The organism is Lactobacillus sp. ESL0261 (genome assembly GCF_003693025.1).
Taxonomy (GTDB): Bacteria; Bacillota; Bacilli; order Lactobacillales; family Lactobacillaceae; genus Lactobacillus; species Lactobacillus kullabergensis.
Map to the genome: position 1 here is coordinate 1 of NZ_REHN01000001.1, position 14,202 is coordinate 14,202.

Consider the following 14,202-nt stretch of genomic DNA (forward strand, 5'->3'; position numbering starts at 1 on the left):
TTGTTTGACATTAATAAATTTTGGCATCATTTTAATAGCGAGATGCGTGAACATTTTAATGAAGTTGCTTATAACGCATGGTTTAAAAATACAAGACCAATTTCCTATAATAAGGAAACTCATGAACTAAAAATTGCCGTGCAAAATCCCGTAACCAAGGGGTATTGGGAAAAAAATTTGGCCTCACAACTGATTCAATCTGCCTACGGCTATGCCAATATTGAAGTCATGCCGGTTTTTCAAATTGAAGGTGACAACAGTACTGAGCGCCTTGTAACACCTAAGCCAAAAACAGACTCAATGTCAGAAAGTGCACGACCTCAAATGGAAAATGCATTTGTCCGTAATCTTAAGCTTAACGAAAAGTACACCTTCGATAATTTCGTTCAGGGTGAAGGCAATAAATTGGCCGCGGGTGCAGCCTTGGCCGTTGCTGACAGTCCGGGCAGTTTTTACAACCCTCTTTTTATTTTTGGTGGCGTAGGGCTTGGAAAGACGCACTTGATGCAAGCTATCGGACATCAAATGCTGGCAGAGCGTCCCAATGCCAAAGTCGTTTATATTCAAAGCGAAACTTTTGTTAATGATTTTATAAACTCAATCAAAAACAAAACTCAAGATCAATTTCGTGCAAAATATCGCACTTGCGATTTGTTGCTTGTAGATGATATTCAGTTTTTCGCTAAAAAAGAGGGTATTCAAGAAGAATTTTTCCATACTTTTGAGACTCTCTACAATGATCAAAAGCAAATAGTCATGACGAGTGATCGCCTTCCTACTGAAATTCCTGACCTATCAGAAAGACTGGTATCAAGATTTACTTGGGGTTTGCAAGTCGAAATTACCCCACCTGATTTGGAAACGCGCATCGCGATTTTACGTAAAAAAGCAGAGGCTGAGAATCTAATAATAGATGATAATACACTCGACTATATAGCTTCCCAAGTTGATACTAATATTCGTGAACTTGAAGGGGCTCTGGTAAAAGTTCAGGCACATGCCACAATTGAACATGAAGATATCAATGTTAATTTGGCTAGAGAAGCCTTGGCAGATCTCAAACTAGTTCAAAAGAATCAGGGACTGCAAATTTCTAAAATTCAAGAAGTTGTTGCTAACTATTTCCAGACTTCAACCTATGAATTGAAAGGAAAAAAGCGCGTTAGACAGATCGTTGTTCCCAGACAAATTGCAATGTATTTATCACGCGAATTGACAGATTCCAGTCTTCCCAAAATCGGACAGGAATTCGGTGGCAAAGATCATACAACAGTGATGCATGCTTACGAAAAAATCAGTCGGGAAATTAAAACAAATGCTGATATCAAAACTGCAGTATTTGATTTAAAACAAATGCTTGATCACTAAAAGTTATTAATTGTGGATAAGTAACGAACTTGTTCACATCTTCTTAACCGTAATAATTACGTTATTTTAAGAACTGTGTAACTTTTCAACAGAAATCACAGGACCTACTAATACTACTAATTAAATATATAATTAATATAAAGGAAACAGACAAAATAACAGGAGGCACCAAATGAAATTTACAGTAAACAGAAATCTTTTCTTAGACAATTTAAACAACGTAATGCACGCAATTTCTTCAAGAGCAACTATTCCTATTCTTAGTGGAATTAAAATTAATCTGACTGAAGATGAATTACTTCTAACAGGCAGTGACACTGATATTTCAATCGAGATTAAAATACCGGTAAGTGAAGACTTAACAGTTGCATCAACCGGTTCAATCGTTTTACCAGCTCGTTTTTTCAGTGAAATTATCAGACGGTTGCCAGGAAAGGAATTTTCATTAGAAGTTAAAGAAAGTTTTCAAACACAAATTATTTCTGAAAACAGTGAATTTACTATCAATGGTTTAGATGCCAATAACTATCCAAGATTACCGGAAATTCCAGACGAGTCCTCTTTTGTTATTTCGGGGAAAACTTTTCGTGAAATAATCAACGAAACCCAATTTGCAGTTGCGACACAGGAAAGCCGTTTAGTGTTAACTGGAGTACACTTTACTTTTAGTCCAGACAAAATCCATGCTGTAGCAACAGACTCACACAGATTATCTAGTCGAGCATTGACTTTGGAAAATGGACCGCAAGCTAAAACGGATCTGATTATACCTGGAAAAAGTTTACTTGAATTAGCACGAATTATTGGTGAAACCGATCCGGAAATTAAAGTTTGTCCTGGTGAAAATCAAGTACTTTTTGAGATTGGCAACATTCTGTTTTATTCACGCTTACTTGAAGGTAGTTATCCTGATACTGAGCGCTTAATTCCGACTGACAGTACAACAACTGTAGAATTTGATTTAATGGAACTTTCGAGTGCATTAGACCGGGCAAGTCTGTTGACACATGCAGGACGCAATAATGTGGTCGATTTAACGCTAGATACCGAAAAACAAAGTGCAAAATTGTCCGGTGAGTCAGCAGAAATTGGTAATGTGGAAGAAGACGTTAGTTTTAAGAAACTTGAAGGTAACAATCTAAAGATTTCGTTCAACCCGGATTACCTGCGAGACGCACTAAAAGCTTCAGTAACAGATTCTGTCATTATGGATTTCACGCAACCACTGCGTCCATTTACTGTCAATCCAGATAAAACTGATATTGATTTTGTTCAATTAATTACACCAGTTAGAACATTTTAATCATTGTCAAAACTACAAAAGATAAAAAGTCATCATTTGATGACTTTTTTTGTAGTCAAATTTTTGTAATCAACCGAAAAAGCTTGCTGGTTTATTTTTAATGTCGATCACTATGAATTGTTTATTTTGGAAAAATCCGTTTATATGGCTTTATATGGGCTTTTAGTTGTTTTTTGTTTGTGAAACGAATATACTTATTATAGGTATTTAAAGTGGCGAAGGTGGTTATGATCAAAGAAATAAAGTTAACGAGTGAATATATTACTCTGGGTCAATTTTTAAAAAAAGAAAGTATCATTTCTTCTGGTGGTCAGGCTAAGTGGTATTTGCAGGATAATCCTGTTTTATTAAACGGAATAAAGGAAAATCGACGGGGTAAGAAGTTACGTCCTGGCGATAAGCTTGAAGTTAATCAAGAAACTTACGAATTGCGGTAGCTTTAATGTATCTCAAGCATTTTATTGCCCAAAATTACCGCAATTTACAACAATTTGAGGTTGATTTTGATCCTAATGTCAATATTTTTATAGGACAAAATGCTCAAGGCAAAACTAATCTGCTTGAAGCAATTTATTTTTTGGCTTTAACACGGTCTCACCGGACAAGTAATGACAAAGAACTAATTGCTTTTGGTAAAGATTATGCCAATGTTTCCGGGCACATTTATAAAAGTCAAGTTGATTTGTCCTTACGGGTTCTAATTACTACCAAGGGCAAAAAAGTTTGGGTTAATCGAGTTGAACAAGCAAAATTATCTAAATATGTTGGCGAGCTGAATGCTATTTTATTTTCTCCGGAAGATTTAGACCTGATTAAGGGTGCTCCTAATTTAAGACGACGCTTTATGGATCAAGAGTTTGGTCAAATTAGTGCAGAATATCTCTATTTTGCGGGCAAGTATAAGCAGGTTTTGCAGCAAAAAAACAATTATTTAAAGCAGTTAGCCAAGGGCGAAGCTCATGACACTATGTTTTTAGAAGTCTTATCAGATCAGCTGGCAGGTGTGGCTGCAGAGGTAATTGTTCGCCGTTTTCAATTTTTAAACTACCTAGACCAATATGCTAGAGACGCATATGCGCATATTAGTACCAGTGCAGAGAAACTGAAGGTAATTTATCGACCATCAGTAAAGGAAATTTCTGCAAAAGACAGTGTCGAAGAAGTTTACCATAAAGTATTAAATAATTTTCAGAAAAATAAAAAGGTTGAAATTCTCAAAGGTACGACATTGAGTGGACCTCACAGGGATGACATTGAATTTGAGCTTGATGGAAAAAATGCACATTTGTATGGTTCCCAAGGACAACAAAGAACTATAGCACTTAGCATCAAACTAGCAGAAATACAACTTGTGCACCAGATAACTGACGAGTATCCATTATTACTACTCGATGATGTAATGAGTGAGCTTGATCATAACCGTCAAAGTGCTCTACTTAACTACATCCACGGCAAAACGCAAACATTTATTACAACAACAGATCTTGAGGGTATTTCCTGGGAAATAATTAAAAAGCCGAAAATATACCGCATAAAATCTGGACAAATTTATTTAGAAGAGGGGAAATTGCATGGCAGATAATAACAAAGAAAATCTTAATCAAATTAAGCAATACGAAAAAGAAGCCGATAAATATAATGCCAGTCAGATTCAAGTCTTAGGCGGACTTGAAGCAGTTCGTAAACGTCCAGGAATGTATATTGGCTCAACCAGTTCTCAGGGATTACACCATTTAGTGTGGGAAATAATTGATAATGGTATCGATGAAAGTCTAGCCGGTTTTGCCAGTAAGATTGAAGTTACTATTAATGAAGATGGCAGTGTCACTGTTCAGGATGATGGACGTGGTATTCCGGTAGATATTGAAAAGAAAACTGGGCGGCCAGCTCTTGAAACTGTTTTTACTGTCTTGCATGCAGGCGGTAAATTTGGTGGTGGCGGCTACAAAGTATCTGGCGGTTTGCACGGGGTTGGTGCTTCTGTTGTCAATGCATTGTCAACTAAACTTGACGTTACAACAATGCGTGACGGGAAAAAGTATTTTATTGACTTCAGTCGTGGTCGCGTAGTTGATGAAATGAAAATGATTGGAAGCGTGCCCTTATCTCAACATGGTACTATAGTACACTTTTTCCCAGATCCAGATATTTTTACTGAAACCACTTCTTTTGATGATAAAATTCTCAAAAATCGCATTCGTGAATTGGCTTTTTTAAACAAAGGGTTGAAGTTAACCTTTACTGACAAAAGAAAAGATAGCGCAGAAACCGATGTTTACCACTATGAAGGTGGTATTCAGGAATATGTGTCATTCTTAAACCGTGATACAGAAGTATTATTCGATGAACCAATCTATGTCGAAGGTAACGACAACGATATTAACGTTGAAGTATCTTTGCAATATACAAAAGGCTATAAAACAACGTTAATGACCTTTGCCAACAACATTCATACTTATGAAGGCGGAATGCACGAGGCAGGATTTAAGACAGCATTAACTAGGGTAGTTAATGATTATGCTCATAAGACTAAGCTATTAAAGGATAGTGATGATAATCTTTCCGGAGAGGATATTCGGGAAGGAATGACCGCTGTAGTTTCTGTTAAACACCCTAACCCCCAATTTGAAGGTCAGACCAAGACTAAATTAGGAAATTCAGACGCTCGAACAGCTGTTGATCACGCGTTTTCGGAAACCTTCAACCGTTTCTTAATGGAAAATCCGCAGGTTGGTCGCAAAATTGTTGAAAAGGCCCAGTTAGCTGAACGTGCTCGGACAGCTGCTAAACGCGCTCGTGAGGTTACACGTAAAAAATCAGGACTGGAAATTGCCAATCTGCCTGGTAAGTTAGCTGACAACACAAGTAATGACCCCAGCATTTCTGAATTATTCATAGTTGAGGGTAATTCTGCCGGTGGTTCAGCTAAACAAGGACGTTCAAGATTAACTCAGGCAATTTTGCCAATTAGAGGTAAAATTTTGAACGTTGAAAAAGCTTCAATGGATCGTATTTTGGCTAACCAAGAAATTCGGTCACTTTTTACAGCTTTAGGTACCGGTTTTGGTGCAGACTTTGATGTTTCTAAGGCTCGTTATCATAAGTTAATCATTATGACAGATGCCGATGTCGATGGGGCCCATATTCGGACCTTGCTCTTAACCCTCTTTTATAACTACATGCGTCCGATGATTGAAAAAGGCTACGTTTATATTGCACGTCCGCCTCTATATCAAGTGCGCCAAGGCAAAGTCGTCAGATATTTAGATACCGATGAAGAATTGCATGACTATTTGGGGAGTTTACAACCAAGTCCTAAGCCACTGGTACAGCGTTATAAGGGACTAGGTGAAATGGATCCGGAACAACTGTGGGATACAACCATGAATCCTGAAAATAGAAGACTCGACCGTGTCAGCCCAGAATATGCTAAAAATGCCGATGAGGTGTTTGAATTGCTAATGGGCAATGAAGTAGGACCACGGCGCAATTTTATTGAAACTAACGCTAAATACGTTGAAAACTTGGATGCATAGGAGGTTTAAATGGATAACGACAATCAAGGTCAGGATCACAGAATAAGAAACGTTGATTTGACCAGCGTAATGAATAGTTCATTCCTGGATTATGCCATGTCCGTTATTGTGGCAAGGGCTTTACCCGATGTACGCGATGGCTTGAAGCCGGTTCAACGCCGGATTCTATATGGCATGAGTGAACTAGGAGTTACACCAGATAAACCATACAAAAAATCAGCCAGAATCGTTGGGGAAGTTATGGGCAAGTTTCATCCTCACGGTGATTCCTCAATTTATTTAGCGATGGCTCATATGGCACAAGATTTCAGCTACCGCTATATGCTTGTCGATGGTCACGGCAACTTTGGTTCAGTTGATGGTGATGAGCCGGCCGCAATGCGTTATACTGAGGCGCGCATGAGCAAAATTGCGGTTGAAATGCTGCGCGATATCAATAAAAACACTGTTGATTGGCAACGTAATTATGATGATTCTGAAAATGAACCAGTAGTTCTGCCGGCTAGAATACCAAACTTATTAGTTAACGGTACTAGTGGTATTGCGGTTGGTATGACTACCAACATTCCGCCGCACAATTTATCAGAAGTGATTAAGGGACTGCACATGCTAATGAACAATCCTGATGTCACTACTAAAGAACTAATGAAGGCAATCCCGGGTCCAGATTTTCCTACAGGTGGTACCATCATGGGTCGCGGCGGCATTTATCGCGCCTATGAAACTGGTCGTGGCAATATCGTTGTTCGTGCTAATACTAATATCGAAACTGAAAAAAGTGGCCGTGAAAGAATAGCTGTTACTGAAATACCATACTTGGTCAATAAAGCAGAACTGGTTAAGAAAATTGCTGATTTAGCGCGTGCGAAGACAATTGATGGCATTACCGGTGTGCGTGATGAATCAGATCAAACGGGGATGAGAATTACTATTGATATTCGCCGTGATGCCAGTGCCAGTGTGGTTTTGAATAACTTGTTTAAGCTGACCCAAATGCAGGCTAATTTTGGCATGAATATGGTAGCAATTGTCGATGGTGCACCGCACTTTCTCAGCCTCAAGCAAATGTTGCAATATTACTTGGAACACCAAGAAGATGTTGTTACTCGCAGAACTAAGTTTGAGTTGGAAAAGGCTGAGGCTCGGGCTCATATTCTTGAAGGTCTGCAGATTGCTCTTGATCATATTGACGAAATTGTCCATATAATTCGTCAGAGTCAATCAAGTGATATTGCAAAAGCTGCTTTAATCAGTCGTTTTGGTCTTGATGACAAGCAGTCACAAGCTATTTTAGACATGAGACTGGTACGGTTAACCGGACTGGAACGTGACAAGGTTGAGGCTGAATACAAAGAACTACAAGCCAAGATTGCTGATTATAAAGATATTTTGGCAAAACCAGAGCGAATTAATGAGATCATTTATAATGAACTGCTGGATATTCAAAAGCGCTTTGGCGATGCTCGCCGGACTAAAATTGGCGCCAGTGAAGTTGTTTCAATTGAAGATGAAGATTTAATTGAAAAACAAGATGTTTTATTAACTTTAACCCATAGCGGCTACATTAAGCGGATGCCAATTACTGAATTTAAGACCCAAAATCGTGGCGGCAAAGGTATTAAAGGCATGGGCGTTAAAGATGGCGACTTCATTGCCAACTTAATTTACTCAAGCACGCATGATACGTTGCTGTTCTTTACCAACAAGGGCAAAGTTTATTCTAAGAAAGCCTATGAAATTCCAGAATTTGGCCGTACTGCCAAAGGATTGCCAATAGTCAACTTGTTACAACTGGAAAAGGGCGAGAAGATCCAGACGATTGTCAATATTCCTGAAGATGCCGATGACCAGTACCTGTTTTTTATTACGAAGATGGGAACGGTCAAACGTACTCATGTCAGTGAATTTGGTAACATCCGCAACAGCGGCCTAATTGCATTGACATTGCGCGATGGCGACGAGTTGAATAACGTTTTGGCTACAGATGGCAGTCAGGATATTTTAATCGGCACTCACTTAGGTTATGCAGTACGCTTTAATGAAAAAACTGTTAGATCAATGGGTCGAACTGCTGCCGGTGTTCGCGGAATTAATTTGCGTGAAAGTGATTATGTTGTTGGTTCTGGGGTCGTTAAGAATAGTGATGAAGTCTTGGTCATTTCTGAAAAAGGCTATGGCAAGAGAACAGCGGCTTCTGAATATCCAACAAAGGGTCGTGGCGGTAAAGGTATTAAAACCGCAAATATTACCGAGAAAAATGGTCCATTGTCAGGAGTAACAGTGATTGATGGCAGTCAGGATATTATGGTTATCACTGATGATGGCATCATGATTCGCTTCAAGACAAATGACGTCTCTCAAACAGGTCGCAGCACTCTTGGTGTACGCTTGATTAAAGTTAATGACAACAATAAAGTTGCCAGTCTTGCAATTGTTCCTGCTGAAGAAGACCAGGAAGTAGCAGCTTCAGAAGAAACTGACGAAGAGCAAGATTAATTACTAAATCAAAACTTTTAAAAATTATCAGATTATTTTACGTACTTACTAGTAAGAAATAAAAATTTCTTATTGGATCACGTGAAGATAGTTTGGTAATTTTTTGTTTATGTGCTAGAATTAGAGATTGCGAGTAATAAAATTACTCCTTGTTCTTGATTTTTAGCAAGAACCATTTAGTCCAGAAGGAGGTGCACTAGTATGACAACTACTAAGTACGAAATAACTTATATTATCAAGCCTGACATTGATGAAGAATCAAAAAAGGCATTAGTTGAAAACTATGATAAGGTTATTACTGATAACGGTGGTACGATGGTTGAGTCAAAAGACTGGGAAAAGCGTCATTTCGCATATGAAATTAATAAATATCGTGAGGGATTATATCACGTTATGACTTTCACTGCTGATAATGCTGACGCAGTTAACGAATTTGACCGTTTGTCCAAGATTGATACTGCTGTTTTACGTTCAATGACCGTTAAAGTTGGATAATTAATAACAAAAACTTTATCGTTTTCGTGATTTAGGAAAGGAAGGACCTAAAGTATGATTAATCGAGTTGTACTTGTTGGCCGTTTAACACGTGATCCTGAATTGCGTACTACTGGGAGCGGAATCTCGGTTGCTACGTTTACTCTTGCTGTAGATCGTCAATATACAAACGCACAAGGCGAGAGAGGTGCAGATTTTATCAGTTGTGTCATTTGGCGCAAAGCTGCGGAAAATTTCTGTAATTTTACGTCTAAAGGTTCACTTGTTGGTATTGATGGCCGAATTCAAACCAGAAGTTACGATAATAAAGATGGGCAAAGAGTATATGTAACAGAAGTTGTCGTTGACAACTTTGCATTGCTTGAATCACGTAAAGATCGTGAAGCCCGTGGTCAAAATGGTGGTTATACACCAAATAATAATGGCAATTTTGGTAATCAGAATACTAATAATACCCCTAACATGGGAGCATCTAACCAGAATAACTCCGCTAATAATGGACCAGATGATACTCAGGATCCATTTGCAGGTTCAGGTGATACCATTGATATTTCTGATGATGATTTACCATTCTAAATTAACAGAAAGGACCTAGGATATGGCTCAACAAAGAAGAAGCGGCGGCGCTCATCGTCGTCGTAAGGTTGACTACATTGCTGCCAACCATATTGATTACGTTGACTACAAGGACGTTGATTTGTTGAAACGTTTTATCTCTGAAAGAGGTAAAATCTTACCACGTCGTGTCACTGGCACCAGCGCTAAGAATCAACGTAAGGTAGCTAAGGCAATTGAAAGAGCTCGCATTATGGGCTTGTTGCCATTTGTTACTGAAGACTAGTAACTAAATAAAAAATAGCTTTGCACTAATATTGGTTGTAAAGTGAAAAAGATAAAAGCATCAAGCTGATAATGGCTTGGTGCTTTTTGCTTCGTAAGATTTAAAATGAAATATCATAGCAACAGTATAAAGAGTGTAATTTTTGCAAGTAAGAGGATAGTTAAAACCTGAATATTGCCTAGTTTCTTATCCAGAGAATACAATGTATAATAATAATGATGTATTATACATTATTTTAGGAAGGACCTTACATGAAAGATTTTTTACGTAAGCTTGAATTTCCTGCTTTTATTAAAGATTCCAGGCTCACGGCCTCAGTCATTATTATTTTAGCGTTATCGCTTTTGGGTAGTATCGTGGCAATGATTATGAACCCATTATTTGGCTTGGCCATGGTTTTGATCTTTATTTTGACTGTAGCATGTGTTGTTTATGGTGCATATATCTTAGCTGGCAATGCTAATAATTTTGCTGTTAGTTTGTCTTACCGGATTAAGCGCAGCGAGCAAGAGGCAATGATTAAAATGCCACTCGGCATTTTACTTTATGATAAGGATCGGCAAATTCAGTGGGCTAATCCTTACCTGCAGCTTTATTTAAAAAATGAAGATTTGATTGGACATACAATTGCTTCTGTTGATCCTGAACTAGATAAATTGATTGATGAATCATTGAAGGCCAAAACAGCTGAGAATCATGTAGTAAATTGGGATGGTCATCAATTTGAAATGGTTATTCAGGACAATCTCGGTGTTGTTTATTTACTTGATATTACGCGTTATGCCAAAATCGAAGAAAGATACAATAATGAATTATTGGCCATTGGCCAGATTTTTATTGATAACTACGATGAATTAAGCGAAACAATGCATGATCAGGAGCTAACGACTACTAGTGCATATGTTCAGAATACTTTGAGTGATTATGCTAAAAATTTTAATGCCTATCTTAAGCGTATTGATGAAGATCACTTTTTGTTGTTACTGCACATGCAAGATTTGGTTAAAATGGAAAAAGACAAGTTTTCTGTTTTGGATAAAATGCGTTTGGAAACCAGTCGTAATAATACGCCTTTAACTTTATCAATTGGTATTGCTTTTGGCAGCAGCTTGATTACCGAGTTAGCTGATCAAGCACAGTCAAACCTTGACCTTGCGCTTGGCAGGGGCGGCGATCAAGTTGTTCTCAGTCAACCAGGCAAGGCTGCTCGTTTCTTTGGTGGTAAATCGAATCCGATGGAGAAAAGAACCAGAGTTAGAGCCAGAATGGTTTCACAGGCGATTAGTGAGCTGTTTAAAGAGGCAGACCGCGTTTTTGTAGTTGGCCATGCCAGCCCTGACATGGACTCAATCGGCAGTGGCATTGGCGTTGTTAAAATCGCTCGTCTGCACCATGTGAAGGCAAATTTTGTCTTAGATGTTAATAAAACCAATTATGATGTCAGCCGTTTAGTTGCTAAAATGGAAAAGGTAAAGGGAGATAATGATATTTTTATTGCTCCTGGGGATGCCTTGGAAGCAGTGACTGACAAGTCCATGTTGGTTATGGTTGATCACTCGAAATACTCTATTACTTATGCGAAAGAATTATATGATCGGTTAAGGGATAGAATTATTGTTATTGATCACCACCGTCGCGGTGAAGAATTTCCTGAAAATCCAATGCTGACGTATGTTGAACCTTATGCCTCATCGGCCTGTGAGCTGGTAACTGAAATGGTGGAATATCAGCAACCAAGTTCCGGCAAGCGCGTGTTAACTGACCTTGATGCTACGGCAATGCTGGCGGGAATTACGGTTGATTCGAAAGAATTTTCTTTGCGTACTGGTACTCGGACGTTTGATGCTGCCAGTTACTTGCGGTCGATCGGTGCAAGCACGATGGGTGTCAGTGAACTGCTGAAAGAAGATATAGACAGTTTCTTGCAGCGTACTCGTTTGGTCAGCAGCTTAAAAATGATCAAGCCCAAAATGGCTGTTTTATGCGGTCCAGATGACAAGGAAATTGATCCTATCATCACGGCTCAAGCAGCAGATACGGCTCTTGATTTAGAAAATGTTGAAGCCAGCTTTGCAATCACCAGGCGGAATAAGGACACAATTGGTATATCTGCCCGTTCAATGGGTGATATTAATGTCCAGTTAATTATGGAGAAACTTGGCGGCGGTGGCCATTTGTCTAATGCAGCTACCCAAATTAAAGGGATATCTGTTAAGGAGGCACTTGCCAAATTGATGGATGCGGTAGATACTTATGAACAAGAAAATGAATAAAAGGAGAGCACAATGAAAGTTATTTTTACTAAAGATGTTAAAGGCCGGGGCAAACGCGGTGAAGTTAAAAATGTTCCTGATGGTTATGCCCAAAACTTTTTATTTAAGAGGGGATTAGCCAAAGCTGCTACTAAAGCAAATATGCATACTTTGGAAAGAGTTGCTGCTAACGAAAAAGCGACTTATGAAGCTGAAAAAGCTGAAGCTGAAAAAATCAAGACCGAACTAGATAAGGATGAAACAGTAGTTAACTTTAAGTCTAAGGCCGGTTCAGATTCTAGATTATTTGGCTCGATTTCTGGTAAAAAAATTGTCGAGGGCTTAGAAAAGCAATTTGGTATTAAGATTGATAAACGCAAATTAAACCTGCCTGAACCAATTAAATCGTTGGGCTACACCAATGTACCAGTTAAGTTATTTAAGGGCGTAGAAGGAAAAATCCGCGTCCATGTTACTGAACAGGATTAGCCTTTAGTTGAATTCTGAAAAAAGTGGGCGTGATTAATGGATAATATTGTCTCACAGCAGATACCGCATGACGATGAAGCTGAAAAAGCGGTTCTGGGCGCAATTTTTATAGATCCTGCTGCAATCGCTGATGCCAGTGCTGAGGTTCAGCCGGATGATTTTTATAAGAGAGCAAATCAGTTGGTTTTCCAGGCTATGCTTGATTTATCTGACCGTGAGGATGCAATTGATCCGTTAACGCTGCAGGATGAACTGACTAAGAAAAATCAGCTTGATGATATTGGCGGCATTGCTTATGTTTCTGAGCTAGCCATGGCGACTCCGACGGCTGCTCATGTCACTTATTATGCTAAAATTGTACACCGCAAAGCATTATTGCGGCGGCTTATTTCTGCCAGTCAAAAAATTATTACGAATGCAATGCAGGACTCCGATGATGTTACTGATATTTTAGATAACGCCGAAAGCGAGATTATGAATGTCTCATCGGAAAATAATGCGAATGGTTTTCGTAACATCAAGGATATTGTTAATTCCACGATTGATGAAATTAACAATATTCCTGAAGATGGCAATATGGTTACCGGTTTGCCTACTGGTTTTGTCGAGCTGGATAAAATGACTACGGGTTTTCATGATGATGAACTGGTAATTGTGGCTGCTCGTCCCGGAGTGGGAAAGACTTCCTTTGCGCTTAATGTTGCCCAGTATGTTGGTTTGCATACTGATAAAACTGTGGCAATGTTTTCCTTGGAAATGAGTGGAGAACAGTTAGTGCAAAGAATGCTGGCTTCAGAAGGATTAATTAATTCGCAGCACTTGCGGACTGGCCAACTGGACGAAGATGAGTGGCCTAAGCTGGTTGCGGCATCGGGTTCTTTAGCAACAGCTAATATTTATATTGATGACACTCCGGGTATTAAGATGAGTGAAATCAGGGCTCAATCTCGCCGCTTAGCTAAAGAAAAAGGCAATTTAGGCTTAATTGTCATTGACTACTTGCAGTTGATTGAAGGTCCGCACAGTGAATCACGCCAGCAGGAGGTTTCCGCTATTTCACGGCAATTGAAGAAACTGGCTAAAGAACTTCATGTGCCGGTTATTGCCTTATCGCAATTATCGCGTTCAGTTGAACAGAGACAGGATAAAAGACCAGTTTTGTCCGATATTCGTGAGTCAGGTTCAATTGAGCAGGATGCCGATATTGTCTCCTTTCTTTATCGTGATGATTATTACCGTGATGAAGAAGAGGGCGAAGAAAATAAAGAGGTATCAGCTGAAGATGATAACGGTGAAGTGGAAGTTATCATTGAAAAGAACCGTTCTGGTAGCAGGGGAACAGTGAAATTAATGTTTTCTAAACCCTATAATCGCTTTTCGAACCTCGATTATAGTCATGATCAACCTAACGAATAGAAATTA

12 protein-coding genes are annotated in these 14,202 nt (G+C 38.9%); all 12 read left to right on the top strand.

What is annotated here, in order from left to right:
• Positions 1-1,368, top strand: a 1,368-nt coding sequence (gene dnaA, locus F5ESL0261_RS00005) for a chromosomal replication initiator protein DnaA (RefSeq protein ID WP_052697024.1), incomplete at its 5' end; no start/stop codon positions are given.
• A 172-nt stretch (positions 1,369-1,540) separates the two neighbouring features.
• A complete protein-coding gene (gene dnaN, locus F5ESL0261_RS00010; protein WP_122051700.1) occupies positions 1,541-2,671 on the top strand; it encodes a DNA polymerase III subunit beta in 1,131 nt (376 codons plus the stop codon).
• Positions 2,672-2,898: 227 nt separating this feature from the next.
• On the top strand, positions 2,899-3,108 hold the full coding sequence (yaaA, locus tag F5ESL0261_RS00015) for a S4 domain-containing protein YaaA (RefSeq protein ID WP_109585629.1): 210 nt from the start codon (positions 2,899-2,901) through the stop codon (positions 3,106-3,108).
• A 5-nt stretch (positions 3,109-3,113) separates the two neighbouring features.
• Positions 3,114-4,253 carry a DNA replication/repair protein RecF gene (gene recF, locus F5ESL0261_RS00020; RefSeq protein ID WP_122051701.1) on the top strand — a complete coding sequence of 380 codons (1,140 nt, stop codon included), beginning with the start codon at positions 3,114-3,116 and terminating at the stop codon, positions 4,251-4,253.
• On the top strand, positions 4,243-6,207 hold the full coding sequence (gene gyrB / locus F5ESL0261_RS00025) for a DNA topoisomerase (ATP-hydrolyzing) subunit B (RefSeq protein ID WP_122051702.1): 1,965 nt from the start codon (positions 4,243-4,245) through the stop codon (positions 6,205-6,207). The genes recF and gyrB overlap by 11 nt, the downstream gene beginning before the upstream one ends.
• 9 nt (positions 6,208-6,216) lie before the next feature.
• Positions 6,217-8,703 (top strand): DNA gyrase subunit A, encoded by a 2,487-nt coding sequence (gyrA, locus tag F5ESL0261_RS00030; RefSeq protein ID WP_122051703.1) that lies wholly within the window; start codon positions 6,217-6,219, stop codon positions 8,701-8,703.
• 201 nt (positions 8,704-8,904) lie between these two features.
• Entirely contained in the window at positions 8,905-9,198 is a 294-nt protein-coding gene (gene rpsF / locus F5ESL0261_RS00035) for a 30S ribosomal protein S6 (RefSeq protein ID WP_034978626.1), read from the top strand.
• 54 nt (positions 9,199-9,252) lie between these two features.
• Positions 9,253-9,774: a single-stranded DNA-binding protein gene (gene ssb, locus F5ESL0261_RS00040; protein ID WP_045927255.1), complete on the top strand. Its 522-nt coding sequence runs from the start codon at positions 9,253-9,255 to the stop codon at positions 9,772-9,774.
• Positions 9,775-9,796: 22 nt separating this feature from the next.
• Positions 9,797-10,039 carry a 30S ribosomal protein S18 gene (gene rpsR / locus F5ESL0261_RS00045; protein WP_034978630.1) on the top strand — a complete coding sequence of 81 codons (243 nt, stop codon included), beginning with the start codon at positions 9,797-9,799 and terminating at the stop codon, positions 10,037-10,039.
• A gap of 251 nt (positions 10,040-10,290) precedes the next feature.
• Positions 10,291-12,312: a DHH family phosphoesterase gene (locus F5ESL0261_RS00050; protein ID WP_122051704.1), complete on the top strand. Its 2,022-nt coding sequence runs from the start codon at positions 10,291-10,293 to the stop codon at positions 12,310-12,312.
• A gap of 12 nt (positions 12,313-12,324) precedes the next feature.
• Positions 12,325-12,780: a 50S ribosomal protein L9 gene (gene rplI, locus F5ESL0261_RS00055; RefSeq protein ID WP_034978644.1), complete on the top strand. Its 456-nt coding sequence runs from the start codon at positions 12,325-12,327 to the stop codon at positions 12,778-12,780.
• A 36-nt stretch (positions 12,781-12,816) separates the two neighbouring features.
• Complete coding sequence (gene dnaB, locus F5ESL0261_RS00060; protein ID WP_109585633.1) at positions 12,817-14,196, top strand: replicative DNA helicase; 1,380 nt, start codon at positions 12,817-12,819, stop codon at positions 14,194-14,196.
• Positions 14,197-14,202: the final 6 nt, after the last annotated feature.

Excerpts from the sequence above, each read along its gene's own strand:
- rpsF (WP_034978626.1), top strand. The coding sequence starts at position 8,905 with ATGACAACTACTAAGTACGAAATAACTTATATTATCAAGCCTGACATT.
- gyrA (WP_122051703.1), top strand. The coding sequence starts at position 6,217 with ATGGATAACGACAATCAAGGTCAGGATCACAGAATAAGAAACGTTGAT.
- dnaB (WP_109585633.1), top strand. The coding sequence starts at position 12,817 with ATGGATAATATTGTCTCACAGCAGATACCGCATGACGATGAAGCTGAA.
- ssb (WP_045927255.1), top strand. The coding sequence starts at position 9,253 with ATGATTAATCGAGTTGTACTTGTTGGCCGTTTAACACGTGATCCTGAA.
- gyrB (WP_122051702.1), top strand. The coding sequence starts at position 4,243 with ATGGCAGATAATAACAAAGAAAATCTTAATCAAATTAAGCAATACGAA.
- dnaN (WP_122051700.1), top strand. The coding sequence starts at position 1,541 with ATGAAATTTACAGTAAACAGAAATCTTTTCTTAGACAATTTAAACAAC.
- rpsR (WP_034978630.1), top strand. The coding sequence starts at position 9,797 with ATGGCTCAACAAAGAAGAAGCGGCGGCGCTCATCGTCGTCGTAAGGTT.
- F5ESL0261_RS00050 (WP_122051704.1), top strand. The coding sequence starts at position 10,291 with ATGAAAGATTTTTTACGTAAGCTTGAATTTCCTGCTTTTATTAAAGAT.
- rplI (WP_034978644.1), top strand. The coding sequence starts at position 12,325 with ATGAAAGTTATTTTTACTAAAGATGTTAAAGGCCGGGGCAAACGCGGT.
- yaaA (WP_109585629.1), top strand. The coding sequence starts at position 2,899 with ATGATCAAAGAAATAAAGTTAACGAGTGAATATATTACTCTGGGTCAA.
- recF (WP_122051701.1), top strand. The coding sequence starts at position 3,114 with ATGTATCTCAAGCATTTTATTGCCCAAAATTACCGCAATTTACAACAA.